18 protein-coding genes are annotated in these 25575 nt (G+C 53.3%); 5 read left to right on the forward strand and 13 right to left on the reverse strand.

Annotated features, from left to right (window positions below; translation table 11 throughout):
• Positions 1–166 precede the first annotated feature (166 nt).
• A complete protein-coding gene (gene gltB, locus JMI88_RS25810) occupies positions 167–4702 on the forward strand; it encodes a glutamate synthase large subunit (RefSeq protein WP_201364843.1) in 4536 nt (1511 codons plus the stop codon).
• Between the two features lie 172 nt (positions 4703–4874).
• On the opposite strand, the gene JMI88_RS25815 is transcribed toward gltB, so the two are convergent.
• Entirely contained in the window at positions 4875–5570 is a 696-nt protein-coding gene (locus JMI88_RS25815) for a DUF6062 family protein (protein ID WP_201364844.1), read from the reverse strand.
• A 96-nt stretch (positions 5571–5666) separates the two neighbouring features.
• On the opposite strand from JMI88_RS25815, the gene JMI88_RS25820 reads away from it, so the two are divergent.
• Together JMI88_RS25820 and JMI88_RS25825 are read left to right on the forward strand one after the other, a co-directional pair.
• Positions 5667–6572 (forward strand): J domain-containing protein, encoded by a 906-nt coding sequence (locus JMI88_RS25820; protein ID WP_201364845.1) that lies wholly within the window; start codon positions 5667–5669, stop codon positions 6570–6572.
• 72 nt (positions 6573–6644) lie between these two features.
• Positions 6645–7595 (forward strand): dihydrodipicolinate synthase family protein, encoded by a 951-nt coding sequence (locus tag JMI88_RS25825; RefSeq protein ID WP_201364846.1) that lies wholly within the window; start codon positions 6645–6647, stop codon positions 7593–7595.
• Here JMI88_RS25825 and JMI88_RS25830 read toward each other — a convergent pair.
• Entirely contained in the window at positions 7592–8767 is a 1176-nt protein-coding gene (locus tag JMI88_RS25830; RefSeq protein ID WP_201364847.1) for a hypothetical protein, read from the reverse strand. The genes JMI88_RS25825 and JMI88_RS25830 overlap by 4 nt on opposite strands.
• Positions 8768–9164: 397 nt before the next feature.
• Positions 9165–10193, reverse strand: coding sequence for a hypothetical protein (locus JMI88_RS25835; RefSeq protein WP_201364848.1), 1029 nt, complete (start codon positions 10191–10193; stop codon positions 9165–9167).
• A 272-nt stretch (positions 10194–10465) separates the two neighbouring features.
• Here JMI88_RS25835 and JMI88_RS25840 point away from each other — a divergent pair, with 272 nt between their 5' ends.
• Positions 10466–12616 carry a GAF domain-containing protein gene (locus JMI88_RS25840; RefSeq protein WP_201364849.1) on the forward strand — a complete coding sequence of 717 codons (2151 nt, stop codon included), beginning with the start codon at positions 10466–10468 and terminating at the stop codon, positions 12614–12616.
• Between the two features lie 188 nt (positions 12617–12804).
• The gene (locus JMI88_RS25845; protein WP_201364850.1) at positions 12805–13287 is read left to right on the forward strand and encodes a response regulator transcription factor; all 483 of its coding nucleotides are present in this window, start codon (positions 12805–12807) and stop codon (positions 13285–13287) included.
• 17 nt (positions 13288–13304) lie between these two features.
• Here JMI88_RS25845 and JMI88_RS25850 read toward each other — a convergent pair whose 3' ends face one another.
• The 10 genes from JMI88_RS25850 to JMI88_RS25895 all read right to left on the reverse strand — a co-directional run bounded on the left by JMI88_RS25850 (position 13305) and on the right by JMI88_RS25895 (position 25521).
• Positions 13305–14471, reverse strand: a complete 1167-nt coding sequence (locus tag JMI88_RS25850) for a serine/threonine-protein kinase (protein ID WP_201364851.1) — start codon at positions 14469–14471, stop codon at positions 13305–13307.
• Positions 14472–14607: 136 nt separating this feature from the next.
• Positions 14608–15924 carry an FHA domain-containing protein gene (locus tag JMI88_RS25855; RefSeq protein ID WP_201364852.1) on the reverse strand — a complete coding sequence of 439 codons (1317 nt, stop codon included), beginning with the start codon at positions 15922–15924 and terminating at the stop codon, positions 14608–14610.
• A 221-nt stretch (positions 15925–16145) separates the two neighbouring features.
• The gene (locus JMI88_RS25860; protein ID WP_201364853.1) at positions 16146–17345 is read right to left on the reverse strand and encodes a protein kinase domain-containing protein; all 1200 of its coding nucleotides are present in this window, start codon (positions 17343–17345) and stop codon (positions 16146–16148) included.
• A 189-nt stretch (positions 17346–17534) separates the two neighbouring features.
• A complete protein-coding gene (locus JMI88_RS25865) occupies positions 17535–18485 on the reverse strand; it encodes a ribose-phosphate diphosphokinase (RefSeq protein WP_201364854.1) in 951 nt (316 codons plus the stop codon).
• Between the two features lie 126 nt (positions 18486–18611).
• A complete protein-coding gene (locus JMI88_RS25870) occupies positions 18612–20459 on the reverse strand; it encodes a S9 family peptidase (protein WP_201364855.1) in 1848 nt (615 codons plus the stop codon).
• Positions 20460–20637: 178 nt separating this feature from the next.
• Positions 20638–21414, reverse strand: coding sequence for a DUF4352 domain-containing protein (locus JMI88_RS25875; protein ID WP_201364856.1), 777 nt, complete (start codon positions 21412–21414; stop codon positions 20638–20640).
• A 281-nt stretch (positions 21415–21695) separates the two neighbouring features.
• Positions 21696–22817 (reverse strand): glycosyltransferase family 4 protein, encoded by a 1122-nt coding sequence (locus tag JMI88_RS25880; RefSeq protein ID WP_201364857.1) that lies wholly within the window; start codon positions 22815–22817, stop codon positions 21696–21698.
• Positions 22818–22829: 12 nt separating this feature from the next.
• On the reverse strand, positions 22830–23984 hold the full coding sequence (locus tag JMI88_RS25885; protein ID WP_201364858.1) for a glycosyltransferase family 4 protein: 1155 nt from the start codon (positions 23982–23984) through the stop codon (positions 22830–22832).
• 3 nt (positions 23985–23987) lie between these two features.
• Positions 23988–25148, reverse strand: a complete 1161-nt coding sequence (locus JMI88_RS25890; RefSeq protein ID WP_201364859.1) for a glycosyltransferase family 4 protein — start codon at positions 25146–25148, stop codon at positions 23988–23990.
• 31 nt (positions 25149–25179) lie between these two features.
• Positions 25180–25521, reverse strand: a complete 342-nt coding sequence (locus JMI88_RS25895; RefSeq protein WP_201364860.1) for a histidine triad nucleotide-binding protein — start codon at positions 25519–25521, stop codon at positions 25180–25182.
• Positions 25522–25575 lie beyond the last annotated feature (54 nt).

A 25575-nucleotide genomic window follows, 5' to 3' on the forward strand; every position in this document is an offset into this window, starting at 1 on the left:
CAACCGGCGTGCTCCATATGCCTTAAGCCTTAAACAACGTCCTCTTGCAAATACCCGAAACAGTGAAAATGATTTCGGCGGCCAACGACAGTTCGTCGAACTCTCCGGCTCCGGCGCAGGTGCCTCTTAGCATTGAGCAAGATAGTCTTTAATGGGAGAGCAATGCATGACGCACAAGCATGAAGCCATTGAATCTGCGTGTCAAATGTATCCGCTTTACGATAGTCGTTGGGAACATGATGCCTGCGGTACGGGTTTCTTAGCGCATGTTTCTGGTGAGGCTAACCATTCTCTGGTTCAACAGGCCCTCGAAGCATTAGCGCGACTGACCCATCGCGGAGCCCAGGATGCGGACGCAGAAGTATATGATGGCGCTGGCATTCTCACACAAATTCCTAGAGCATTGCTTCTTGAGGAACTGGAAAAACAGCAAGTGACAGTCGCCAACCCGGCTGATCTGGGTGTCGGCATGGTTTTTCTCCCTCCCAAGGGCAGTGTCCATACGCAACAATGTCGCCAGATCATCGAGCAAGTTTTGCTGGAAGCCGGTCTGGTCATTTTGAGTTGGCGTACTCCTCCAGTGAACTATAATATCCTTGGAGCGCGTGCCCGCGAAATTGCACCCGAAATTGCGCAAGTATTGATTGCTTGTCCCGCTGATTTTACTGTTGAGGCATATGGGAAAGCCCTCTACCATGCCCGGCGTTTGATCGAGAAAAAGCTCACTGAGGCTGATATTTCAGATTGTTACATCGCCTCACTTTCCAATACTATTCTCGTTCACAAAGGCTTGCTGGCACCCAATGACCTGGCAAACTTCTATCAAGACCTGGCCGATCCTCGCTTTACGAGTGCGCTGGCCGTCTTCCATCAGCGGTACAGTACCAATACATTCCCCGCCTGGCCTCTGGCCCAACCAATGCGCTTACTGGCCCATAATGGTGAGATCAATACTATTCAGGGGAACCGCAATTGGATGCAGGCCCGCGAAGGATCGATGACTTCACCGTATTGGAATGAGCAGATTCAAGATCTCTTGCCAGTGGTGCAGCCTGGAAGCAGTGACTCTGCCCAGTTGGATAATGCGCTGGAGTTTTTGGCGGCCTCTGGGCGGGATCTGTTACAGAGTATGCAGATGCTCGTTCCGCCCGCATGGGAGCATGATCCAGAATTAGATGCTGCCCAGCGTGCCTGGTGTGACTACAATGCTGGCCTGATTGAGCCATGGGATGGCCCGGCCGCGTTGGTTTTCACCGATGGCCGTACCGTTGGTGCGGCGTTGGATCGCAATGGTCTGCGTCCCGCTCGTTATGTATTGACCGCGCAGGGTTTGCTGATCGTTGCTTCTGAGGTCGGTGTAGTTTCAGTTGAGCCACAGGATATTGTTGAGAAAGGTCGCCTTGGGCCTGGTGAAATGATTGCCGTCGATTTAGAGCGGCAGGTTTTCTTGCGCGACCAGGATATTAAAGACGCCCTGGCTCAGCGCCAGCCCTATCAACAGTGGCTGGAGAACCATCGTGTAAGCTTGCCCCAGTCGTCCTCAGAGACTGAGCATGAGCCGAACTATGCGCCAGAAATCAGTGATGTGTTCGTACGTCAGCAGATCTTTGGGTATACACATGAGGATGTCGAGATGGTCCTGCGCCCGATCCTGTCGGAAAATAAAGAGCCGACCTGGAGTATGGGCGATGATGCACCACTGGCTGTGCTTTCCCACCAGCAGCGTTCGTTCTCGGACTACTTCCGGCAACGCTTTGCTCAGGTAACCAATCCACCCATTGACCCATTGCGCGAGCGCGTAGTGATGTCATTGGACACCTATATCGGTCGTCGTGGTAGCCTGTTGACGGAGACTCCCGATCACGCCCATCTGATCCATTTGAGCTCGCCAATTTTGACCGAGTCCCAACTGGAGTCATTGCGCGGCATCGATGATGAGCATTTCCGTTCCCGTACCCTGTTAACAACCTTTGATATCTCTGACGGCCAGGCGGGCGTAGAAAAAGCCCTTGACCGTCTGGAAGCGGAAGCGATCGCAGCTATCCATGATGGCATTACGCTGATTATCCTGAGCGATAGCGATGCTTCGTTGACGCGCCTGCCTGTACCAATGGTGATTGCCATTGGAGCGGTACATCGGGCCTTGATTGATAAAGGTCTGCGGTCGAGCGCTTCGCTGATCTGTGAAACCGGAAAAGTTTGTGACGTTCATCAGATTGCGCTTGTGCTGGGCTATGGTGCTGAGGCCATCGTGCCGACCCTGGCGCTGGAGAGTGTACGTGCCCTGGCCGGAGATCGTCGCCTTGAACACGTGACGCGCGAACTGGCCGTTGAGCGCTACATTCACGTTATCGAAGAAGGTCTATGTAAGATCATGGCACGCATGGGTATCTCAACCCTGCGCAATATCATTGGCGCGGGACAATTTGAGGTGCTGGGCCTGGTGCCAGAATTCGTTGAGCGCTGCTTTGCTGGTTCGACCTTCCATACTGGTAAGATCACCTATCAATTGGTGGCTGAACAGTTGATCAAGCAGGCCGAAGAGTTGCAGCAAGCGCAGTCCTCGCCTGAGACTGCTAACCCGAAGAAGCGCAAGCTGGCCGATCTGGGCCGCTATCGCTTCCGTCGCGACGCTGAATACCATGCCTTCAATCCTCTGATCGTGCGCGCACTGCAAAAGGCCGCGCAGTCTGGAGCAAAGGAAGATTATCAGCAGTTCACTGCGATGGTCTATCAGCGGCCAGCGACCGTGCTGCGCGACCTGTTGAGCTTTGTACCCCGCAATCCAATCCCATTGGATCAGGTGGAGTCGATGGAGTCGATCCGTGCTCGCTTCGTCATTTCGGCGATGTCGGTAGGCGCGCTCAGTCCCGAGACCCATCAGACGATTGCGGCGGCGATGAATAGCATTGGTGCGCGTAATAATACCGGTGAAGGTGGTGAAGATCCCGAGTGGTATCACAAGACCATCGAGGGCTATCCCGTTAGCAGTAAGATCAAGCAGGTGGCGTCGGCGCGCTTTGGTGTGACGCCTGAGTATCTGGTGCGGGCTGAAGAGCTAGAGATTAAGATGGCTCAGGGCTCGAAGCCGGGCGAGGGTGGTCAACTGCCTCCATTCAAGGTAACGCCATTTATCGCCAAACTACGTCATACGGCGCCGGGCGTACAGCTGATTTCGCCTCCACCGCACCACGACATCTATAGTATTGAAGATATTGCGCAGTTGATCTATGATCTGCACCAGATCAATCCGGGTGCTCGCGTTGGCGTGAAGCTGGTTTCAGCAGCGGGCGTTGGCACGATTGCCGCTGGCGTGGCAAAAGGCCATGCCAACTACGTTTTGATCAGTGGTCATGACGGCGGTACCGGTGCTTCCCCGATCCAGTCGATCAAGCATGTGGGCATGCCCTGGGAACGTGGTCTGGCCGAAGCCCAGCAGGTGCTGGTGAAGAATGGACTGCGCAAGCGCGTGAAGCTACGCGTTGACGGTGGCTTTAAGACTGGCCGCGACGTGATCATTGGCGCCCTGCTCGGTGCTGAAGAATTTGGTTTCGGTACCTCAGCCCTGGTCTCATTGGGCTGCGATATGGCTCGCCAATGTCACTTAAACACCTGTCCGGCTGGTATCGCTACCCAGCGTGAAGATCTGCGTGCCAAATTTACCGGTCGCCCCCAGTTCCTGATCAACTATCTGACCCAGGTGGCTGAAGAGGTCCGTGAGTTCCTGGCTGAGCTTGGCTTCTCACGTCTGGAGGACATCATTGGGCGGGCGGACCTGCTGGAAGGTAAAGTCGATTGTGATCTCGATGTGGCACCATTGTTGACCTCCTTGCCGGTCATCTCTGATCCCACTGCACAGACGACGGTACCACAATCGCAGGTGGCCGAGCAGTTGTTGCTTGATGCCGAGCCAGCGTTACGTGGTGAGCGCAGCATCATTACCCAGTATGAAATCAACAACTACGACCGCTCGATTGGCGCTAGTCTGGCGGGTGAAATCGCCCGGCGCTACGGCAATGCAGGGTTGCCCGGAGTCAGCATTACCTGTAACTTTACTGGCTCAGCTGGTCAGAGCTTTGGCGCCTTCAACGTGTCCGGCATGCGCCTGATCCTGAGTGGTGATGCCAACGACTATGTTGGCAAGAGCATGGGTGGTGGTCAGATTATTATCGTGCCGCCAACCGATTCAACCTTTGCCTCGCAGGATAACATCATACTTGGCAATACGGCCCTGTACGGTGCTACGGCTGGCTATCTCTTTGCGGCTGGTCGCGCTGGTGAGCGCTTCGCGGTACGCAATAGTGGTGCTGTTGCCGTTGTCGAAGGTGTTGGCGACCATGCCTGCGAGTATATGACCGCTGGTATGGTAGTGGTGCTGGGTGAAACCGGCCAGAACTTTGGCGCGGGCATGTCTTCTGGTGTGGCCTATGTGCTGGACCGTGAAGATCTCTTTGTGGGCCGCTGTAACACAGAGATGGTTGAACTCAACCGTATCGATGATGACAGCGAGCTCGAGGCCCTGCGTAACGTCGTTGAACTGCATGCTCATAAGACGCGCAGCAAATATGCTGAAGAGATTCTGGCGAACTGGGATCAGCTTAGCAGCGAGTTCTGGCGTGTCTTGCCCCAGGGAGCAACGACCTCGGCGCGTGATTTCGTGAGCGCCAGCGATTACGATGGCCTGCTGAGCGTCTCTCACTAGGAGCAAGCAAGCGCCCGCAAGGGGTGCATCTACGATAACCGTTTCTTGTGATCTTGAAAAGGAAAAGCAATGCCGCTTTTCCTTTTTTTATGCCTGGGGCCAGGCATCACGCCTTCGGCCCTGACGCCCCCAGGCTGGCTAGCCATCGCATCCCGGAGGGGTGAAACACGATTTACGAGAGGACGTCTTCGCCGGCGACGAGGCCTGCGGCGCGCTTCCACGCGTGCATCTCGCTGCCGCGCTCCTCTTCTTTAAAGCGATAGTCATGCTTGCGAATCAATTCACCCAGTTGGGCATCCAGCCGCTTTAAGCATGTGAGTTGAGCCTGGCGCAGGCGCTGAGGCCAGTTGCCCACGACCTCGCTCGTGCGTAACTCGCTGGCCAGCTTGAAATGATCCAGACAAAGTCCAGTGGATTGTGAGAGGGCGGCCAGAAATTCATCGTCCAGCAGCGCCTGGCGCAGGCTATGGATGTAGCGCTCTTCGGCCTGATTTTTTTGTTTGCAGGCGGGACAATTGGGTTTATTGGTGGAGTCGCCCTTACTTTCGAAGAGGCGGCGGAATAATCCTCCCCCAGGGGCAGCTGTGGATGTACTGCTCTGTTGTAGCTGATCAATAGTATCGGAGAGAATATCGCGATATGCCTGTGCAATGGGCAGGGTGGCACCCATGCGCGCCAGTTGCCAGGTATGAATGTGACAAAAGCCTTGAGTGTTACGCAATTCTTGTCGAATATCCACATCTGTGAAGAGTTCATACTTCCAGGAGTCCAGGTAGCGATAGATACTTTCATAAACCAGGTTACAAAGGGGACAACCTTCCCGGGCACAGACGCTGAGCAACGCTTGATATTCTCGTGTTTTTACCATGTGTACAACCTTTTGATATGTTATTCGTCTATGTACTAGAAGATACCTTGTTTTACAAAAAATTGCCAGCTTAAGTACTTATAACACGATTAGCAAATGAACACTTTTACTGATTATTATGCGTTGCTTGAGGTGCCAGCGGATGCAGATCCGAGCGTCATTAAAGCGGCCTTCAAGAAATTAGCGCTTCAATATCATCCCGATGTATACTCTGGGCCGGACGCCAATGAGCGTATGAGCCAGTTGCTACAGGCCTACCAGACGCTCAGCGATCCAACTGAGCGCAAACAGTATGATGCCAGGCGTTCCGAGCATTTGCTGGATGACCGTGGAGGCCGTAGCTATAAAGCCTCAACGGCCTCCGCCGCTACGCCCCGGCCGGCGGCAACGGCACGTTCCCAGGGCAACAAAGCCGCCAGAGGCGAGGTGACGCCCGGCGCTCGGCGCGATCGTCAGCGGCACTATGCCTTTCCCACGTTGATGACCGGCAAATCCGCCAGCATAAATCTAGTCGACATTAATTATACGCTCGCGCCCGCTGATGCCAAGCGCCTGGCCGTGGATGGCCTGTTGCGCGGCATTGCTCCCAAAGAGCCGCAAGGACAATATTTTTGCCATCGCTGCCATCATCGCTGGCAAGGGCAGAAGCAGCCCCGCTATTGTCCCAACTGCCATGCACTGGACTGGCCCGAGTTCTTGCTGTTGCGCTGTATCCATTGTAACGCCGTCTTTGAGAGCGAGCAGATCCGCTATGAAATTGGCTCGTACTCCTATGGTTCAGGCAAGCATGCAGAGCTCGGAGGACTCTGTCCACCCTATGAACTATTTCCTCTCTGCCCTTACTGCGGCCAGGCTCGCTGGTCACCGGCGGAAGATCAGCGTGTCACCGAGCTGCGCCAAAAAGCCTCGCAGAAGGCGTTACTGATGCGCGCCCTCTGGATCGGCGCTTGCTTGCTGCTGGTGATTCTGATTGCCCTGGTGGCGCTAGGTGGTCATTATTAGACCAGGACATCCATGCTATAATGCGCTTAGAACACATATTTATGTCTCTCACGCTTAATCAGGAGGATGTCTATGTCAGGCCAACCCACGATTTTACCAGGTGGTATCTATCCCCCCGTCCCTACATTTTTTGATCCGGATCAGCAATTAGACCTCGTAACTCAGCAGCGCCACTTGCGCCGCCTGGCGACCAGTGGCATCGCGGGCTATGTGGTGATGGGATCGAACGGCGAGGCGGTCCATCTGGATAGCGATGAGCGTGCGCAGTTGCTGGCGGCGAGCTATGAAACGGCGGTCAGAGGCGCGGAGAAGCCGCTGCCCATCATTGCGGGCTGTGGGGCACAATCTACCCGCCAGACCATCGCCAATTGTGAGCAGGCGGCTCGCCATGGAGCGTCCTTCGCGCTGGTGCTGCCGCCCTCATATTATCCGCGCCGCATGAACGATGTGGCATTGAGCGCCCACTATCGGGCCGTGGCGGATGCCAGTCCACTGCCGGTGTTGATCTATAACATGCCCTCCAGTGCGGCTGGCATCAACCTGAGCGTTGACCTGATCTGTGAGCTGGCGGAGCACCCTAATATCATGGGCGTCAAAGATAGCTCCAGCGATATCGTCAAGTTGCAGCAACTGGTGGCGCGTGCTGAACCCACCTTCCGTGTCTTCGCAGGTAGCGCGGATATCCTCTTGCCCGCGCTGGTGGGTGGCGCCATCGGTGCCGTAGCTGCCCTGGCCAATGTCTTTCCACGTACCGTTTGCAGGGTGCAGACCCTGTTTGAGCAGGAAAAAATTGAAGAGGCCCGCATCCTACAGGCACGCCTGATTCCCGCCAATAGTGCTGTGACCTCTAAATATGGTGTGGCAGGGCTGAAGGCGGCCCTGGAGCACTGCGCTGGTTATGGTGGTTTGCCTCGACTGCCGCTACAACCGCTGACACACCAGGAGCAGCGAGCCCTACTGACGGTGCTGGCTCCCCTGGTCGCCAGCGAAAAAGAGGCCGAAACAGGGCAGGTGTTGCCTTAAGGCGTAACCGTAAAAGTGACCACCTGAGCCAGTTGTGCATCGCTACAATTGGCCCGGGTGCACCAATAGAGTTCGGCTGCGCCCTGGGTTGGCCCGTCATAGCGCGTGCTGAAATAGCCACTGGAGTTCGTGGGATCGTGCGCAAACGTATCGGCATCCTTCATATGCTTCCCACTATACCATTTAATCTCAATATAGCCTGTCTTCGTTTTAGTCTGAATATCGAAGCTGATATATATTTTCTGCCCGGCCGCAAAGCTCTTTCCTGGATCGACGGGATTATAATTGATATCGATATGGCTTGAGGTTTGCGCATGCAAGATGATCGTGGACGCTTGCTCTACGCTGAACGTGCCCGATGGACCCTGGACCGGCACAAAAGAAGAGGCCTGCTGCGCCGGGCCGCCGCTATATTTCTGATAGGCAAACACACCAACGACGGTCACCACGACCATGCAGAGTATGAAGATCGTCAGCCACACGCCAATGACTGCACGACCTTTGCGCCGAACTGGTGCCTGCGCTCCGTCATGAGCCTCTGTCGCAGGCTGTTGCGGTGGCTGCCATAGCGATGCTGCCTCTGCTGCCTGTGGTTGTGGTGTATTGGGGAGCGCTGTAAAGGGCGTGCCCGGCATGCTACTGACTGGAGGCAGATTATTCGGCGTCGATGGCGGTGGCTGCATAGGAAACGGCGCAGAGGCTGCCGCCGGCGCTCCCCAGGGCTGCGCTGTCTGCTGCTGAGCAGGCATAGTAGCATTTTGCGGCTGCATGTCTGGCCAGGGAGATAGTTGTGGCTGTTGGGTAGGAAAACCAGCAGGTTGCGGCTGTATACCACGCAAAGATTTATTTCCCAGTAGACCTGATTGTGAAGGTTGTCTCGAAAGGGATGGACCATTCTGAGCTGACGAAGATGGCTGAGAGATAGCGAGCCCTGGTTTCTTAAACAGTGTCGATGGAGTTTTGGGCTGCAGCGGCTGCGCTGGAGCAGAAAACTGGTTACCCTGAGGCATTGCTGTCATGGGCATGACGTTCGGCGGTTGCTGTGGAGCGTTGCCAGCATTGTTAAAAGCTTGTTCACTCTGTGCGTTGCCGGGTGCCAGAGGAGTACCACAAGATTGGCAATAGGGAAGCGACGGCTGTAGTGGAGCGCCACAGAACTGACAGTGCGCCATGAATGATTCCTTCCTGAAATGAATATCGATCGTTATAAGTATTGTTTTTTTGTTATTTCATGCTTATTTGATACATAAATGCCCAATAATTTTAAATTAAGCAAAAAGCCCAAATCAATACGCGACAAACAAGAAAATCTGTAGATGCGCCCTCCCTTACGAGATCTTTCTCCCATCTACGTTTCTTTTTGACGTTCGGCGAGGATTGAAGCGCCAGCAAGGGACGCACGTATGATAGAGATATAACTCTTATTATATACTATTCCTTATTAAAAGGATATAAAGATCTCAAATACGCAAACACGTTAAAAATAGTAGCTAACGTATACATATTAAAAGATTATTGTGATTGGTGATTTAAAGGTGCCTCTCGCAGAGTATGGATACGGTGCACAGATCAGGCTGTGACCGTAAACAGAAAGTGCTGAATGGGTACTTTATCGGTACAGGCGGTTGAACTGGCCCAAGAAATATCCACAGAACCAGAGCCAACGGAGCCCGGTTTGTAATAGAAATAGGCGCTGGTCTGTGCTAAATAAGTGGCTCCACCAGGTGTTGCTGGATTGGAGTAAGGGTAGACATGATTATTCACAGACCAGTCGAGGCAGATGGCACCACTATAGGCGGCCTGGTGAATGATCATCGTTACATACACTGACTGACCCAGGCGGAAAGTCTGCGTTGGCTGTAGTGGCTGTCCTGTACGCATATCAACGCCGTTGGTAATGCTGGTATTATCCACATATAGATTGCCCGAAATGGGCGTAGTCGGCGTCGCGGTCGGAGTTGTTTGTGGCTGGGTAGCGGCAGGTTGGGTAGTGGCCGGTTTGGTCGCGACCGGTTTGGTGTTTGGCTCAGGTGCTACATTGGTGGAAACAGTTGTCTGCGTCAATGGTAGACTTTGCGCCATGATGAAAACAAAGACCATAATAAGGGCACCTGCCATCAGACACATGCCAGCGACCGTGAAGCCCAGTCTTATCCTGGGCTGACGACGCGGGGGTTGTGTCAGCGACGGCGTAGCCATACGAGGTGCCTGAGGAGTAGCGGGCCTGGTTGGGGTTGGTGTGGATGGAACATACATATTATTCTGAGCACCAGTGGCCGGGGGCAAAGGCGCGTTAGTATGAGGTGGATACGCATAAGAATTGGATGCAGGCGAAAACTGGCCCGCCGGAGCTGATACGTTTCCTGCAGCAGGCTGTGCTTCCCATGGTGAAGCAACTGGTGTAGCCGCGCCCCAGGACGGTGGCGCACCATGACCGGCGTTACTGTTATCAGGTGAATGTGAATTAGATGGCGAAGGCGCGGGGGTCAGCCTGATCTTTCCCGATGCACGTGTTCCCACGTTTCCAACCGTTGCTCCACAGCGTGGACAACTGGTACGCGATGGAGAGAGTGGCATGCCGCATTGTGAGCATTTCATGTTCTAATAAACCTCTTTATCAAACAACTACCCTGCCTGTGGACGTCATTTATAATGACGAAGTAAGAGGCCGGGCGGTAAAAAAGAGCATTAAAGTAGGAGATTAGTCATAGAGCTGCTTAATTACATTGGAATCATCGTTCAGTGATCATATACTTCGTATCTTGACACTGACTCATAGCCCAACTAAAATACGATAGATGGACAAAGTGTAATGGATGGTAGATGAAGCGCTATTTTAGCGTGGAATGAAGCAGATTAGGAAAAGAATCGTGATATCAGGCGACGGCGTAGAGCAAGTATTACATACCCATATAACTCGCTTGCAAGCATGCTTACAGCGTGTTTCTGGCGATAGTCATGGTCCAGAGGAGGGAAGTGACGCGTGGCTTCTCCTCAATGCTCTGATAGGGAATGAAGGTGTCAACAATGAAAGCATGGCCGCTCGTTTTGAGCAGTCTGGCCGCTGGTTGGCGGAACAGGGCGGCAAGCTAGACGGGCGTTTGAACGGTTTACAGCAATATATTGATGCACTCTTAAATGAACTGAAAGAAGTTTTTTCAGAGCAACCAATCATGCTGGCCGAGGCCACGACCCGCTTATCACAACTGCAATCTATCAGCGTCATGTCTCTGGCTCGTGGATATCAGAGTGTAACCGACCAATACAAGGTTGAAAGTGTCCATACCACACAACAGCTAGAGCAGCGTCTAACGGCCCTGCAGCGGATCAATGGCGTGAGTAACTCGGCTATGGACCTGGACCAGACGTTAGAAATAACTGCTCAGGAAGTCGCGGCTGAATTACACGTTGAGCTTTGCTCCATCTTTTTCTATGATGAACTGCAGCGCGTGCTGACCTTGCGCGCCACCAATGGTCCGCGTCCCCTGGGTGGGATGCACTTTACCCTGCGCCTGGGTGAAGGCTATAGCGGCTGGGTGGCCGACAAGGGGCGTCCACTATTTATGCCTGATGCTCTGTCCGATAACAATTTTGCTTCTGAAGCGCGATCCTACCATACCGATTTGCACGGCCTGATGGCATTGCCAATTATCTTCTTTGGCAATGCGGAGCGTTTGATTGGCGTCATCAGTGTGCAATCGATCGAGCCACGTGAGTTCACTCGTGACGAGATTAGCTTTGTCGAGGTGGTGGCTGGTATTGTCGCCATCAATATCGAAAACGGGCGACTCTACGAGCAAACCGATGAGCAGCTACGCCGTAAAGTTCACGAACTGGCGACGATTCATCGTGTCTCGTCGATCATCGCCTCTACCCTGAATCTAGACGAAGTGCTACAGATTATCACCACCCAGGCCGTCCATCTCTCAGGGGCGGAGCGCTCCTGCATCTTTGAGCTTGACGAGGATCGGCAGAAGCTGCATGTGCTGGCCCACTACGGTCTCAACAGTAACCTGGCTTCAAGCATACAAATCGGGGTGGGTCAATGCTGCGCCGGTCGCTCGGTCCAGACAGGTCGGCCGAGCATGGCAGTCGATTGCTTCCAGGCCGACGAGTCCTGTTTTATCCATAACGATCCCTTTGTCTCATCAGAGATTCACTCGGTGCTCTGCGTGCCCCTCAAGGTCAAGCAGAAAGTTTTAGGGTGTATTTGTATCTACAGCAATCACCGTCACCTGTTGAGTCCCGAGCAGATGCAGCTAGTGATCACCTTTGCCAACGAAGCCGCCATCGCCATCGAGAACGCTCGATTGTACGAAGAGGCGCGCCGAGGTCTGGAATTAAAATCGGTATTGCTGCGCGAACTGCATCACCGGGTCAAGAACAACCTGGCAACCGTAGGTGGTATACTCTCCCTGCAGCGGCGAAGAACCAAATCGCCCGAGATTCGGGCCACGCTGGCAGAAAGCGTAAACCGCGTCCAGGGCCTGGCCTCGACCCATGACTTGCTGGCCCACGAGGATGTCAGCGAGGCGCGCGTTGATGAAATCGCGCGCAAGATCGTCGGTGTCGCCCATTCCAACCTGTGTCCGCCCGAAAAGCGCATTACCTTCCAGGTTGAGCCGAGCCCGATCGTCATTCCTTCGCGGGCCGTGACTGTGCTGGCCCTGGTCGTCAACGAAATGATCTCCAACTCGATTAAACACGGCATGGCAAATAGAATGGAAGGCTCCATCATCATTCGGGGCCTGGAAGAAGATGGTATGGTTACCGTACAGGTGCTGGACGACGGCGTTGGGCCAGCCTTTGAGCTCTCATTCGACGAATCTGCCGAGGGCAGTTCCGAGGGACTGGGCCTCTCGCTCATCAAACATCTGATAGGTGATCTTGACGGAAAATTTTCCTTGCGCCGTGGCATGGTTACGCTCTCGAATCGCAATGCGCAAGAGAATAACGACCCAGTCGAGCGCACCATCTCAGAAGTTCGCTTTCCCCTGGTGAGACGCAGCCGTACCTCGTAGTGTGGCGCTGGCCGCCGCATCGCGAATTCCTCAGTGTATGTGAACGTCCTCGAAAAGGACATCAACGTGCCAGGGAAAGAAGCGTCCACCGTGCTCGCATGCCTGCTGCGTCGAATGGCGCAATACAGTGATGTTTATCGATGGCAGTTTGTATTTAGAAGGCTGGTGGATAGTAGAGGTAAACGAGTATGTATGAGGCACCACAGAAAAAAAGGATCCTTATTGTTGAAGATGAACGGGCTATCCAGCAGGTTCTCTGCTTCTTTTTACGGCACCATGATTTTGAGGTCGCGGCCGCCTCAAACGGCCAGGAGGCAATGCGTATCATCCCAGAATTTCAGCCGCACCTGATCATCCTTGATCTGGTCATGCAGCCAGGTTCAGGGTGGGATGTGTTGCACTGGTTGCGCAATAACCACCTGATACCTGGTATTCCTGTGCTTGTCGTGAGTGCCCTGGTTCATTTGAAGGACCAGATGCAGGGTTTTGAAGAGGGCGCTATTGAATACCTCACCAAACCTACGCAGCCCAGCGTCATTGTTGAGCGTGTCAGAGCCTTACTGTCCTTGACCATCGAACAGAGAAACATGCTGCACCACAAGCGCATGGACGAGCGGCGCAAAACTCTCGACCGCCTGACCGCCACGCAGCCGGATGAGTTCGTCTATTAGCGCCAGTCTCGTATTTTTTAAATGGCTAGCGGCTGCCCACAGCGCGTACAGAAACGATTGCCGACAGGATTGCGCTCACCGCAGACAGTGCATTGATTGAGTAGATAGCCACAGCGCGTACAATAGCGCATCTGTGGTTTGTTCAAATGCTGACAGTTAAAGCACGTAAAGAGCACATTCTGCTGGCGATTATCGACCATCGTTGGGGTGCGTGGAGCCGGTGGTTGGGCCACTGGAGGCTGAGGGAGCAGCATATGCTGAGGTATGAAGTTACCTCCTCCCATCTGTGGTTGTCCAAACATGCCACCAATGGCTGACTGCGACGGATTATTGATCTGCAATAGCGCTTGATTTAAAGCCTCGCCCATTTCCCTTGCCGTCTGATAGCGTTGCGCAGGATTTTTGGCCAGCGCCGTCAAAATGATATGTTCTATAGCTAGCGGTATCAGCGGATTGAGGGCTCGTGGGCGCGGCGGCTGCTCATAGATATGGCTATGGGCCAGCGCTGGATAGTTATCTGCCACAAATGGCGTGCGCCCGGTTTCGGCCTCAAAAAGCATAACGCCTAGGGCATAAATATCGGCCCGGCCATCTACCGGACCGCCCTGGCATTGCTCTGGTGACATATATTCTGGAGTTCCCACGCCAGCCCCTGGGCGCGTAAGGTTCGTCTTTGTACTGGCCAGCACCTTGGCGATACCAAAATCCGAGAGGATCGGGCGCCCGGCGCGATCCATCAACACATTGACAGGTTTGATATCGCGATGAATGACGCCCTGGCCATGGGCATACGTCAGGGCATCGGACAACTGCACAAAAATAGAGATCAGCTCGGTCGTATCGATTGCCCGCTTCTCCAGTAAAAATCTATCGAAGCGCTGTTTTAGTGTTCCCCCATCGACAAGCTGCATTACAATATACAGGTGACCATATTGTTCGTTCGCATCATGAACGGTCACGATATTCGGGTGCGTGAGCGATGCGACCAACCTGGCCTCCAGATTGAAGCGCTCAACGAAACTACGGTCAGCAGCATACCACGGTGGCAGAACTTTTATCGCCACATCGCGGCCCAGGTTCTCCTGGTGAGCTTTATATACCCGAGCCATTCCTCCCTGCCCTAATGCCTCCAGGATACGGTAATTGCCGAGCGTTGTTCCAATCAGATCGTCTTGCTGCATCATGTCATAGGGCCACGCCGATGATAGCTGCTTGGCTCTCCATCCGGGCAGTACAACTGCGTGGCCCCTTTCCCTCTCTAAATGGCGTTAGTATATGAGCATAGTATAGACATTGGCATAGTTTCAGAAGCGGTTCCGCTTATTTCTTAGCAAACACAAGCACGGTTTGACCAAGCTGGATGCGGTCGCCTTCCTGTAATGGATACGTCTGGAATTTATTGACGAGCTGGCCATTGACCTTGGTTCCGTTGGCGCTGCCCTCATCCTTTAATGCATAGCTACCATTGCCCATATTGACAAGTGAAGCATGCAGGCGTGAGACGGCCAGATCTTCCAGGAAGATATCGCTCTCGCGGCTCCGGCCCATGCTCAATGATTCCTTCCGAATTTCATAGACGCGGCCAGGCTCTTTTCCTTCCTCTATACGTACAAAGCCGACGCCCCCACCCATTTGCGGGCTACCACCCATCTGTGGACCCTGCGAGCGCAACATGGTTTTGTCGTTATCGACACCGCCACCATACATAGCATTGGGATCCTGGCCAAAGCCGCCCTGATTGGGCTGTTGCCATGGCGGGATCGAAGCCGGGTTAGAGAAAGGAGCAGAGGATTGCTTAGGATTGGGCGTTCCCCATGGATCAGCCTGTTGAGGTTGCTGTGGCTGCTGTGGCTGCTGTGGCTGATTCCAGCCTGCATTTGAGCCACCGCCATAGGCAGTTTGTGCCTGCTGCTGTGGAGCAGAGTTGGCCTGGGCACCCCACTGTTGGCCGGAACCACTTTGCGGTTGCTGATTAGCTCCCCAGGCGTCTTGTGCGGGGGCAGAAGCGGCAGGGGCGTTCCAGGGAGCCTGATTGCCCTGATTACCCCAGGCTGGCTGGGAAGGATTTGACGCCCCCCACGGCTGATTAGCCGCTGGCTGAGCCGGATTATTAGAGGCGCCCCATGGATTTTGCTCGGACTGAGCCGGGCTGGCGCCCCATGGATTAGCTCCCTGCGCTGGTGATTGCGCTTGCGGTTGCTGCGCGTTAGCTCCCCATGAAGCCTGAGCTGGATTGGAGGTGCCCCATGGATTTTGCTCGGACTGAGCCGGGCTGGCGCCCCATGGATTGGCACTGGCCTGTGGCTGCTGACCTGGTGTGGCGCCCCAGCTATTTTGTTGAGCTGCAGCCCCGGGCGCATTCCAGGCGTTTTGTCCCTGGCCCGCTTGTTGATTCCAACCGGCGGCCGCCCCTTGCGACTGATTCTGATTCCAGGCTCCCGCTTGTGCCTGCCGCTGCCAATCGCCGGCTCCACCAGCCCCGATAGGTGTTTTCGTCGTTTTATTTTTGCCGCTGCGCCACAGGAACAGTCCGCCAATGGCCAGAATAACGGCAACGGCAACGATTGCTCCAATGAGCACTGGCGTTGGGACAAGGCTGCTTAAAGCAGCAAAGACGGTCAAATATGGCTCTCTCATAACAGTTCACCCCTCTAAGCGTAGGGGCAGCGAGAACGCTCGCCCATGTAGCCCGGCTGATATTTCAGCCTGACCAGACTACATACGAGACTCGCCACCCGATCTGGATCGGGCACCCTTCCAGGTACCCCTACAACTGCGACTCAGTGCTATTCACACCACAGCGAGCGCAATGTTGCGTATTAGCGAATGAGTAAGAATATCCAATAATTAGCCTCTAATCAACGCAATTCGAAACGTACCTCGACGCTCCCAAAGCGTAGAATGTCACCATCTTTAAGGGTACGTTCCTCGTGTGGTGTCAAGGTCACTCCGTTTAAACGAGTCTTATTCAGGGCATTGAGGTCTTCGACTGTATAGACCCCTTGTTGATTCCGCAGGTACGCATGCCGTCGCCCAACCGTTTTGTCCGCCAGATTGATCTCAGGATAGATACCTAGCGTCGGATCTTGTCGACCGACGACCATTTTATCCCCTTTTAACGGAATGCTCTGTCCACTAGAGATCACGACGACGCGCGCCTCCCTGGCAGGCGGTGGGGCTGGTGTCTTTTTGGCATCTCCCTTGCCATCTGGCCTGGGTGGTGGCAAGATCTGGGCGATTCGCTCAAGCGCGGCATTAAAATCCTGAGGTGTCGCAAAGCGATCTTCCGGCGATTTTGCCAGCGCCTTCTGCATAAAGGAGTCCATCTCCAGCGGCAGATCGGGGCGCAACCGACAAATCGACGGCACCTTCTCATTTATGTGTTTGATAACGATATCTACGGCTGTATCCCCCTCATAAGGTGGACGCCCTGTCAGCATCTCGAAAAACACAGTAGCCACCGAGTAAAGGTCAGAACGGGTATCTGCTAAACGCCCACTTTCGGCCTGTTCGGGCGAAATATAGTAGGCGGTGCCCATAAATACATTCGACTGCGTCAGTGTAACAGTGTCCCGACCACGGGCAAGACCGAAGTCAGTAATCTTTATGATATCCTTGCTATTAATGAGTATATTTTGTGGCTTTATATCTCTATGCACTACACCTTGTTTATACGCAGTATCCAGGCCTTCAGTAATCTGGCGTGCGTAGTTAATAGCACGTAATGGTTCCATGGGGCCCTGATTAATCATGTAGTATTTAAGACTTTGTCCATCGATGTAATCCATCACGATATAGTGCATGTTATTATCGTTCCCATAATCAAAGATCTGCACAATATGCGAGTCGCTAAGATTCAAGAGAATATGAGCCTCTCTCTGGAAACGCGCTAGCAGTTCTCCGTCTCCGGATAGCTCTAGATGCATAACCTTGAGCGCGTAGATCCGGTTGTCTCCAAGGTCGCGTACGACATAGACGGTAGCAAAGCTGCCCCGGCCACGTTCATCGATCAGTTTATAGCGACCTTTGATGACACGGCCTATCATGTCACCATTCATGGCGTGAACTCCTCTAATAATAGGCTACTGTTAGCGGCTACATTATACACCATCCATTCATTTGTGTCATGATGCTCGCCGCAATGGCTGGCAGTTTCTCGCAATACACTGCTGCAAGATGGCCTGTGCTTTTAAGCGAGTGGTTCATGACAAAAGTGGCTATGATGTACTGGTGGCCAGTGACCAATCTTACACGCCTTTAAACATTTCACTGATGCTTTCCCGATTATGAATACGTTTAATGGCTTCACCAAATAGTGGCGCTACGGAGACAACCTCTATTTTAGCTGTAAACTTCACCGGGTGATTTTCGACTGTATCGGTAATAAATAGACGTTTGATGGGGCTGTTTTCAATCTGCTCAATGGCATATCCTGTCAAGACCCCATGGGTGACGGCCGCGTAGACCTCGCGCGCGCCTTGCTCCATCAAAAGATTGGAGACGCTGACCAGGGTGCCCCCTGAGGTTGTGAAATCATCAACCACAATGGCGGTTTTATCGCGCACATCACCGATTACCTCCATCACAATCGCCTTTTCATCGTGGGCCAGGCGCTCTTTATATGCGATCGCAATCGGTGTGCCCAGGTTTAGTGCATAGCGACGAGCCTGTTTGGCAAAGCCCACATCGGGCGAAACTATGATAGGATCGATGAGATTCATGGCCTTGATACGATTGCATAGCACTGGCAGGGCATAGAGATTATCCACTGGCTTATGAAAAAAGCCCTGAATCTGAGGTGCATGCAGGTCCATCGTCACCACGCGGTCGGCCCCGGCGGCCTCAATGGCATCTGCACAGACGCGGCCACGGATAGAGACGCGCGGCTCATCTTTTTTGTCGCCCTTGCCGTAGCTAAAATAAGGAATAATGACCGTGACCGAATCTGCACCGGCTCGCTTGAAGGCATCAATCCAGAACAGCAACTCCATGAACGTATCGTTGGTTGGAAAAATAGTGGACTGCACCACGTAGACACGGCGTCCACGAACATTTTCCTGGATGCGTACAAAAGTGTTGCCGTCAGAAAAATGCAGGGTTTCATTTTGACCTTGCGGGAGATGTAAATATTCACAGATACGAGCTGTCAGTTGGGGACTCCCACTGCCTGCAAAGATCAACATTGGGTCGTCGTTCATAAATCTGTTCCCTTGTTTGAACCCTTAAGAGTACATCCATTGAGATGCTAAAGGTTCCACATTCTCTAACGGACGGACTCTTAAGGAAGTGACACAGGGGTACATCTGTGTCATATTGCTTCATTACTACTCTTCGTAGCGTCCACCCAGATTACGAGCTAGAAACTTTTCTGCTGCTGCATAGAATTTGAGACGATTTTCAGGTTTGGCGAAGCCGTGTCCTTCATCTGGAAAGAGCATATATTCATAGTCAATACTCTTACCCTTCATCGCCTCTACGATCTGCTCAGATTCAGCCTGTTTGACCCGTGGATCATTGGCGCCCTGGGCGATCAGCAAAGGAATCTTGATCTTATCGACCGCGAACAGCGGCGAACGCGACTTCAAGAACTCTTCCTCGGTATCGGCATTGCCAACACGCTTTTGGAATGAGGCCAGAGCCGTTGACCAATAGGGTGGAATGGTTCGAATCAAGGTGATCAGATTACTGGGACCAACGATATCGACGGCGCAGGTAAACAGGTCCGGTGTAAAGGTTGCCCCGACCAGAGCGGCATAACCGCCATAGGAACCACCATAGATGGCCACCTTTTGCGGATCGGCTATGCCCTGCTGGACGGCCCACTCGACACCATCCACCAGATCATAATGCATCTTGCGGCCCCATTCTTTATCGCCGGCATTCAGATGCTCTTTACCATAGCCTGTTGAACCGCGATAATTGATCTGTAGGCAGGCATAGCCACGGTTGGCCAGCCATTGTGCCTCAGGATTAAAACCCCAGCTATCACGCGCCCAGGGACCACCATGAACGTTGACGACCAGTGGCAGATTGCTCTGCTGCTCTCCAACCGGCAGGGTCAGATAGCCATGGATCGTCAGGCCATCGCGGGCCTCGTAGGTGATCGGCTGCATCTGTGCCAGGGTGTACTCGCTGAGGTCCGGCATATTCACAAACAGGAACTCCGCGCTCTGGCTCTTACGATGGTAGGCATAGTAAGGAACTGGACCATTATCGGCGATAAAGGCCACGATCCAGGTTTCATCGGCGTTATCACGACTAACGACCGAGAAGTCCCCCTGATGGATCTCATGGATACGATCGAAGTCTAGCCGAATGGATTCGTCCAGCACCTGCCACTCGACGCGATCCTTATTAAAAGCCACCGCCTGGATCTCATACGTATCCGGGTGTACCATTACATCGCCGACATCATATTGAGGATCTTCCGCGATCACACTCTGTTCATTGCTGGCCAGGTGCAACTTGATCAGGCGACCCGCATTCGCCGAGCGCGAATCCTGTAGATAGATCGACTCACCATCCTGACTGAAAAACAGGCCACCACTTGTCAGTGCATCATCGGAGTCCCAGCCAAGGATATGCCGCCACTCGACCTGCTCGGTTTGCCGTATCAAAAGATCCATGCCCCCATCGGGCCGGGCGGCCATGGCACCGCGCACCTTAAACTGCGTATCCACGATCCAGCCCGCCACATTGCCAGGATTTTTCGCCACCAGTGTCAGTGCGCCACTGGTCAGATCCAGGTGATAGACATCGTGGACCTGAGGATTCTCCTTATTCATCGCGATCAGCATCTCGTTAGGAAAATGCTTATCTTGATCAATAATTTGCACCTGCACATCTTCAAACGGCGTCAGATCACGCGTCTCGCGTGTCTCAAGATTCGTAGCGTACAGGCGCCAGTTTTCATTACCGCCTATATCCTGGACATACAGAATATGTTTATTATCGAAGGCCCAGAAATAAAACCGGATCCCGCGCTCCGTATCATTCGTGACAGGATGCGATTCCTCGCTCCCAATATCGCCAACCCACACATTGAGCACATCGTTCACAGGAGCCAGGTATGCCAGTCGTGTCCCATCAGGCGAGATACGAGGACTGGCCTTTACCGGATTTCCGAACAATATACGGCGTGGAATCAATTCGGTCCTGTTTGAAACAGTCATACAAATTCCTCTCTTTTTCTTATGATATCGAAGCAATCAATGCCCGCCAAAACATGCTACGTTCTGTTAATTCTACGTATGGTTGAGGGGGAAAGTTGAGACCGATACGCAAAATGATCCCGGCACAGCGTATAAATATATGCTGTACCAGGATCGCGAAGAGAGAGGTGACTGATTGTTAGACGGAAAGATCCCAGGTAGCCTGATCATCACTAACGAGATCGGGCGTGAATTGCAAGGTGAAATTGTGTTGAGCGCTGGGTACCTCATAGACGATAAAGCCTGCCAGCGGGGAATTAGCTGCAACTTTTCCGTCAGGGGTTGCGCCCGCATCTGGATCGATGGTCTCATTATAGGCCTGACCGTTTTTATCCTGGAGCTTAAAGTAGAGCAGGCTACTCATTGTAAGCGTCTCGCTTGATGTATTTTTCAGACTAACGTGGACAATTACAAAAACATTGCCAGCTTTAGGCTTGATGATGTCGTTACCAGTGGATGTCTTGACGTCTAGCACCTGGGCCGTCCACTTATCATTCACCTTTACTACATCGCCAACTTTATGGTTTCCCTGATTGGGTGATTGCGTGGTTGTTTGGGTAGTGGCCTGCGGCGTGGTAGATGTATTGGCCTGCGACGTTGCGGTAGGTGAAGTGGTTGTGGTCGCAGGTTTCATGTTTGCGGCGACAGCTCCGATAATGCCACATAACACGAGGGCCGCAACGACAATACCAATGATGAGACCAAGTTTTGATTTTTTCTTTGGCGGCTGACCATAAGGTGGTTGCACTCCAGGTGTATAAGGTGGCTGCTGGTTATAAGGATACTGCTGATTAAATTGGCCAGATTGACCAGGTTGATTATACTGATTGGGCGGAAAAGGCTGGCCAGGCTGACCGGGCTGATTAGGCGGAAAAGGCTGATTGGGCTGCACAGGTTGATTGGGATCATTTTGCATGTTAAAAGGCTCCACTTCAGATTTAAAAACATTATATATGATTAGTGTCTATATATGATACTGCAAACCCATCAATAATGCAAGTGTTTGTCATAAATATTGGAATTTTTGTTGTAAGAATGTATTGGAAAAGAATGACAATAATTTAAACATTTTGAGCATACGAAAAAGGACGCTCGTTATATGACCCGGTCTCCATAAACATGAAACAGCTCCCATGGGGACCGGTTCGTAGTTCTGGAACCGGTCCCCATGGGAGCTGTTTCATTTGGTGCCTCTTTTCAGGGTTGTTTTTGGAGGATGGCCTGGTAGGCTTCGTAGGTCTGGCGGGCGATGTGCTCCTGAGTGTAGTTGTCGAGGACGCGTTGGCGGCCACGCTGTGCCAGGGTGGCATAGAGTTGAGGATTTTCGAGCAGCTTCTGGACGTTAGCGCTCAGGTCCAGAGCATCACCTTCTTTAAAGATCAGGCCCGCGTCTCCAATGACATAGGGGATCTCGCCGCTGCTGGAGCCGATGACGGGCGTTTCGCAGGACATTGATTCAGCCAGGACGCGGCCAAACTGCTCAATCCAATTGGGGCGCGAGAGCGAGGGGAGCACGAACACGTCCAGTTTTTCCATCTCACGAGGCACCTGGTCAGTAGGGACGCCTGGCTTGAAAATGACGCGCTGACTGACTCCTAGCCGGGCAGCCAGTTCCTCCAGATGGCTCTTCATTGGACCATGTCCCACAAAGACGACCTGGCAGTAGTCAGGCAGATGGGTCAGTGCCTCTACCATCAAGTGAAGCCCTTTTTCCTCTTTGAGGCGGCCAATGAAGCCCAGGGTGAAGGGGGCGTTGACCGCGCGCGGCTGACGGGGTGCGCTACGTTTATAGATATCGGTATCAAAGCCAAACTGCGGAATGATATGGATGGGCCCCTGGTAGCCTTTGCGACGCAAGACCTCCGAAGCATCGCGGTTGCCAGCGATAGCCAGGGCAGCGTGCTTATAATTGTACAGTTCTATCTGGCGGAAAGGTGGTGGATAGCGGCGATACAGATTTTGCCAGGTGAAGAAGAGCGCCTGTGCCCGCTGTTTCTGGGCCAGGTACATCGCCTGCATGGTTGCCAGATTATACGGCTCCTCATCGATATGCACGATATCGGGCCGCACCTCGCGCATAATCTGGCTCAGTTTTGGATAGTAGTGCCAATGGAACTTGCCATTGAAGGCCATTGGCGTCACAATCATGCGGTAGCCCTCAGTGTAGAGACGCTCAAGCATCTGCTTACTTCCATCATCACTTTGCCAGTAAGGGGGCGTAACCAGCGTCAACTCGACATCGGGACACCTGGCGATCTCTTCTAATTTGCGCTGCGAAGTCCCGGCAACCAGGGCCTTGGAAAGCATCAATATACGCATCGTCAATCCTCTTTAGCTTTTTTTACTTGCCAGCACCTCTTCGTAGACGGCGAGGGTCTGTTGCGCGGCCTGGTGCCAGTGAAAGCGCTTCGCCTGTTGCAACGAACGGGCGCGTAGTTCGGAGCGCAGGGTCTCATCGGTGAGGACGCGATACATGGCATCGACCAGGGCTTTCACATTCTCAGGATCAACACTGATGGCGGCATCGCCGACCACTTCAGGCAGCGACGTACGATTGGAGCAGACCACCGGCGCTCCACAGCTCATAGCTTCCAGCGGATCAAGCCCAAAGCCTTCATAGAGCGAAGGAAACACAAAAACACTGGCCCCGCTATAGATGGCAGGCTTATCTTCTTCCTCGATAAAGCGATAGGTAATCTGACCGCCCATGCCCAGATCGGCGGCCACCGGTCGCGGATCGGGGAAGAGCGAGCCCTTCTGCTTGTCGGGATTGCCCGCAATCAACAATTGTAGATCAGGATCACCGATCTGAGCATACAAACGGGCAAAGGCGCGCACTAGCTGAGGCACATTTTTGCGCTGATCCAGGCCACCAAGGTAGAAGATATAGCGTTCGCCCAGGCCATAGCGGGCGCGTGCAGCGGCCAGCACAGCGGGATCGGTCACCGGCTGATATTCGTCTCCAGCGGCCTCATAGATGACCCGAATACGTCCGGCAGGCAATTTCAGCGCATCGATAATGTCCTGTCGCGCATGCTGGCTGGGGGCAATCACCATACTGGCCCGGTGAGCCGCGCGAGCGATCAGACTGGTATAAGCCTTCACCTTGCTATTGGGCTGGTAAGCAGGCAGGCGCAGAGCAATCACATCGTGGATGGTCACCACGGTTGGCACGGGCGAAAATAACGGAGGAGCAAAGTGAGGAACATGTAAGAGATCAACGCGCTCCTGGCGCGCCGCCAGCGGGCTCGTAAACTGTTCCCAGACCACCTTCTCAATATTCTCATTTCTGGCTGCCAGGGCTGGTACCGCATGTACACGATAGGGATAGGACTGCACAGGTAGCTGCGGCAGCGGGCGTGGACCGAGTAAAACATATTCATTACGATCATCTACCTCAGCAAGAGCATTGAGCAGATGGGATAAATACTGGCCGCTGCCAGTGGCGGGAAACTGAAAGAACTGCGCATTGACGCCGATTTTCATTGGTTATGCCTCGCTTGCAAAGTTACTATGCCCCGAATGCAGTCGCTCATAGACCTGTAGCATCTTCTGGGCGGATTGTTGCCAGGTGTAGAGCTGTACACGTTGATAGCCTCTCTGGCGCAGATCTGTGCGGAGCTGTTCATCTTGTAGCAGGCGCAGCATCGCGTGCGACAGTTCATCTATATTATGGGGATCAACCTGTAACGCAGCATCGCCCACCACCTCTGGTAGTGATGACGTATTCGAAGTGATGACCGGTGCCCCGCAGGCCATGGCCTCCAATGGAGGGATGCCAAAGCCCTCGAAGAAAGAAGGAAAGACAAAGAGCTCGGCCATGCTATACAGCGTAATCAACTCATGCTCTGTAACGCGACCCAGGAAGCGAACCTTGTTTTCGAGCTGTAAATCGCGCACCAGTTGTTGCGTTTCCTCGTACAGCCAGCCAGTGCCCCCCGCAATGACGAGCAAAGGAGGACCATCTTTCTCTTGCTGAGCCTGATAGAAAGCTTTAACGATGCCCTGATGGTTCTTGCGTGGCTCCTGCGTACCAACGGCCAGCACGAAGGGCTGCTCAAGCTGAAACTTATGGCGCGTAGCGCCCAGTATTACGGGGTCCGTGATGCGGCGGAAATAAGGTTGAACACCATTAGGAATGACCACCAGCTTCTCACGTGGCGTCTGGAAATGCTCGATCAAGGTCCGACTGACCTCCTGGGAAACCGTCGCCACCACATCAGCGCTGGCAACCGCCTGTGGTACCACCTTGCGCAGATACTCGGCGAGCGAAGGTACTGCATATTCAGGGTGTTCCAAAAAGGCCAGATCGTGGATCGTCACCACCTTACGCACTCGTTTACCCAGGGGAGGCAGCACGAAATCTGGCCCATGATAAATATCGGTTGGACCAGAAAAGAGCGTGGCCGGCAGCGGAGCCCGCAAACGATACCAGAGAATATTCAGATAACGATCGGGGATATGCAGATTGCGTCCACGCACATTCTCCGCAATAGGAAATGGACGCTCCGAACTGGCGCGTCCACTGGTAAGCAAAGTATAGAAATTATCCTCATCCTGTGCCAGCATCGCAGCCACCAGATTTCGCACATACACGCCGATGCCTGCACCCTGTCGAATTCCCGCCGTATAGTCAATCGCAATACGCATCACAATACCTTTGCCTTGGTAGAGCCTCTTTTTATCCTGGAGGCCAGGTCATGTCGCGGCCGCCCAGGAGATGAAAGTGCAGATGGAATACGCTTTGACCTGCGTGAGGGCCAACATTGGTTACAAAACGGTAGCCCTGTTCTAGATCCAGTTGATGGGCCACATTTTTGGCAGCCGTGAATATACTGGCAAGAAGAGGACCATCCGCAGGCGTCAGCTCCGCCATTGAAGCGATATGACGCTTTGGAACGAACAAAATATGTTCAGGAGCCTGAGGGTTTAGATCCCGAAACGCAAACACATCCTCGTCTTGATAGACAACCGTGCTAGGGATCTGGCCGGATGCAATTTTACAGAAAATACAATCGTCCATAAAAACCTCAATAACCAGATGAATTATCGCCTAATCCATCTGGTTTTGACTAGA

The sequence above is a fragment of the Dictyobacter formicarum genome (genome assembly GCF_016587435.1).

Coding starts and splice junctions, on each gene's coding strand:
- gltB (WP_201364843.1), top strand. CDS start 167: ATGACGCACAAGCATGAAGCCATTGAATCTGCGTGTCAAATGTATCCG.
- JMI88_RS25815 (WP_201364844.1), bottom strand. CDS start 5,570: ATGGTAAAAACACGAGAATATCAAGCGTTGCTCAGCGTCTGTGCCCGG.
- JMI88_RS25820 (WP_201364845.1), top strand. CDS start 5,667: ATGAACACTTTTACTGATTATTATGCGTTGCTTGAGGTGCCAGCGGAT.
- JMI88_RS25825 (WP_201364846.1), top strand. CDS start 6,645: ATGTCAGGCCAACCCACGATTTTACCAGGTGGTATCTATCCCCCCGTC.
- JMI88_RS25830 (WP_201364847.1), bottom strand. CDS start 8,767: ATGGCGCACTGTCAGTTCTGTGGCGCTCCACTACAGCCGTCGCTTCCC.
- JMI88_RS25835 (WP_201364848.1), bottom strand. CDS start 10,193: ATGAAATGCTCACAATGCGGCATGCCACTCTCTCCATCGCGTACCAGT.
- JMI88_RS25845 (WP_201364850.1), top strand. CDS start 12,805: ATGTATGAGGCACCACAGAAAAAAAGGATCCTTATTGTTGAAGATGAA.
- JMI88_RS25850 (WP_201364851.1), bottom strand. CDS start 14,471: ATGATGCAGCAAGACGATCTGATTGGAACAACGCTCGGCAATTACCGT.
- JMI88_RS25855 (WP_201364852.1), bottom strand. CDS start 15,924: ATGAGAGAGCCATATTTGACCGTCTTTGCTGCTTTAAGCAGCCTTGTC.
- JMI88_RS25860 (WP_201364853.1), bottom strand. CDS start 17,345: ATGAATGGTGACATGATAGGCCGTGTCATCAAAGGTCGCTATAAACTG.
- JMI88_RS25865 (WP_201364854.1), bottom strand. CDS start 18,485: ATGAACGACGACCCAATGTTGATCTTTGCAGGCAGTGGGAGTCCCCAA.
- JMI88_RS25870 (WP_201364855.1), bottom strand. CDS start 20,459: ATGACTGTTTCAAACAGGACCGAATTGATTCCACGCCGTATATTGTTC.
- JMI88_RS25875 (WP_201364856.1), bottom strand. CDS start 21,414: ATGCAAAATGATCCCAATCAACCTGTGCAGCCCAATCAGCCTTTTCCG.
- JMI88_RS25880 (WP_201364857.1), bottom strand. CDS start 22,817: ATGCGTATATTGATGCTTTCCAAGGCCCTGGTTGCCGGGACTTCGCAG.
- JMI88_RS25885 (WP_201364858.1), bottom strand. CDS start 23,984: ATGAAAATCGGCGTCAATGCGCAGTTCTTTCAGTTTCCCGCCACTGGC.
- JMI88_RS25890 (WP_201364859.1), bottom strand. CDS start 25,148: ATGCGTATTGCGATTGACTATACGGCGGGAATTCGACAGGGTGCAGGC.
- JMI88_RS25895 (WP_201364860.1), bottom strand. CDS start 25,521: ATGGACGATTGTATTTTCTGTAAAATTGCATCCGGCCAGATCCCTAGC.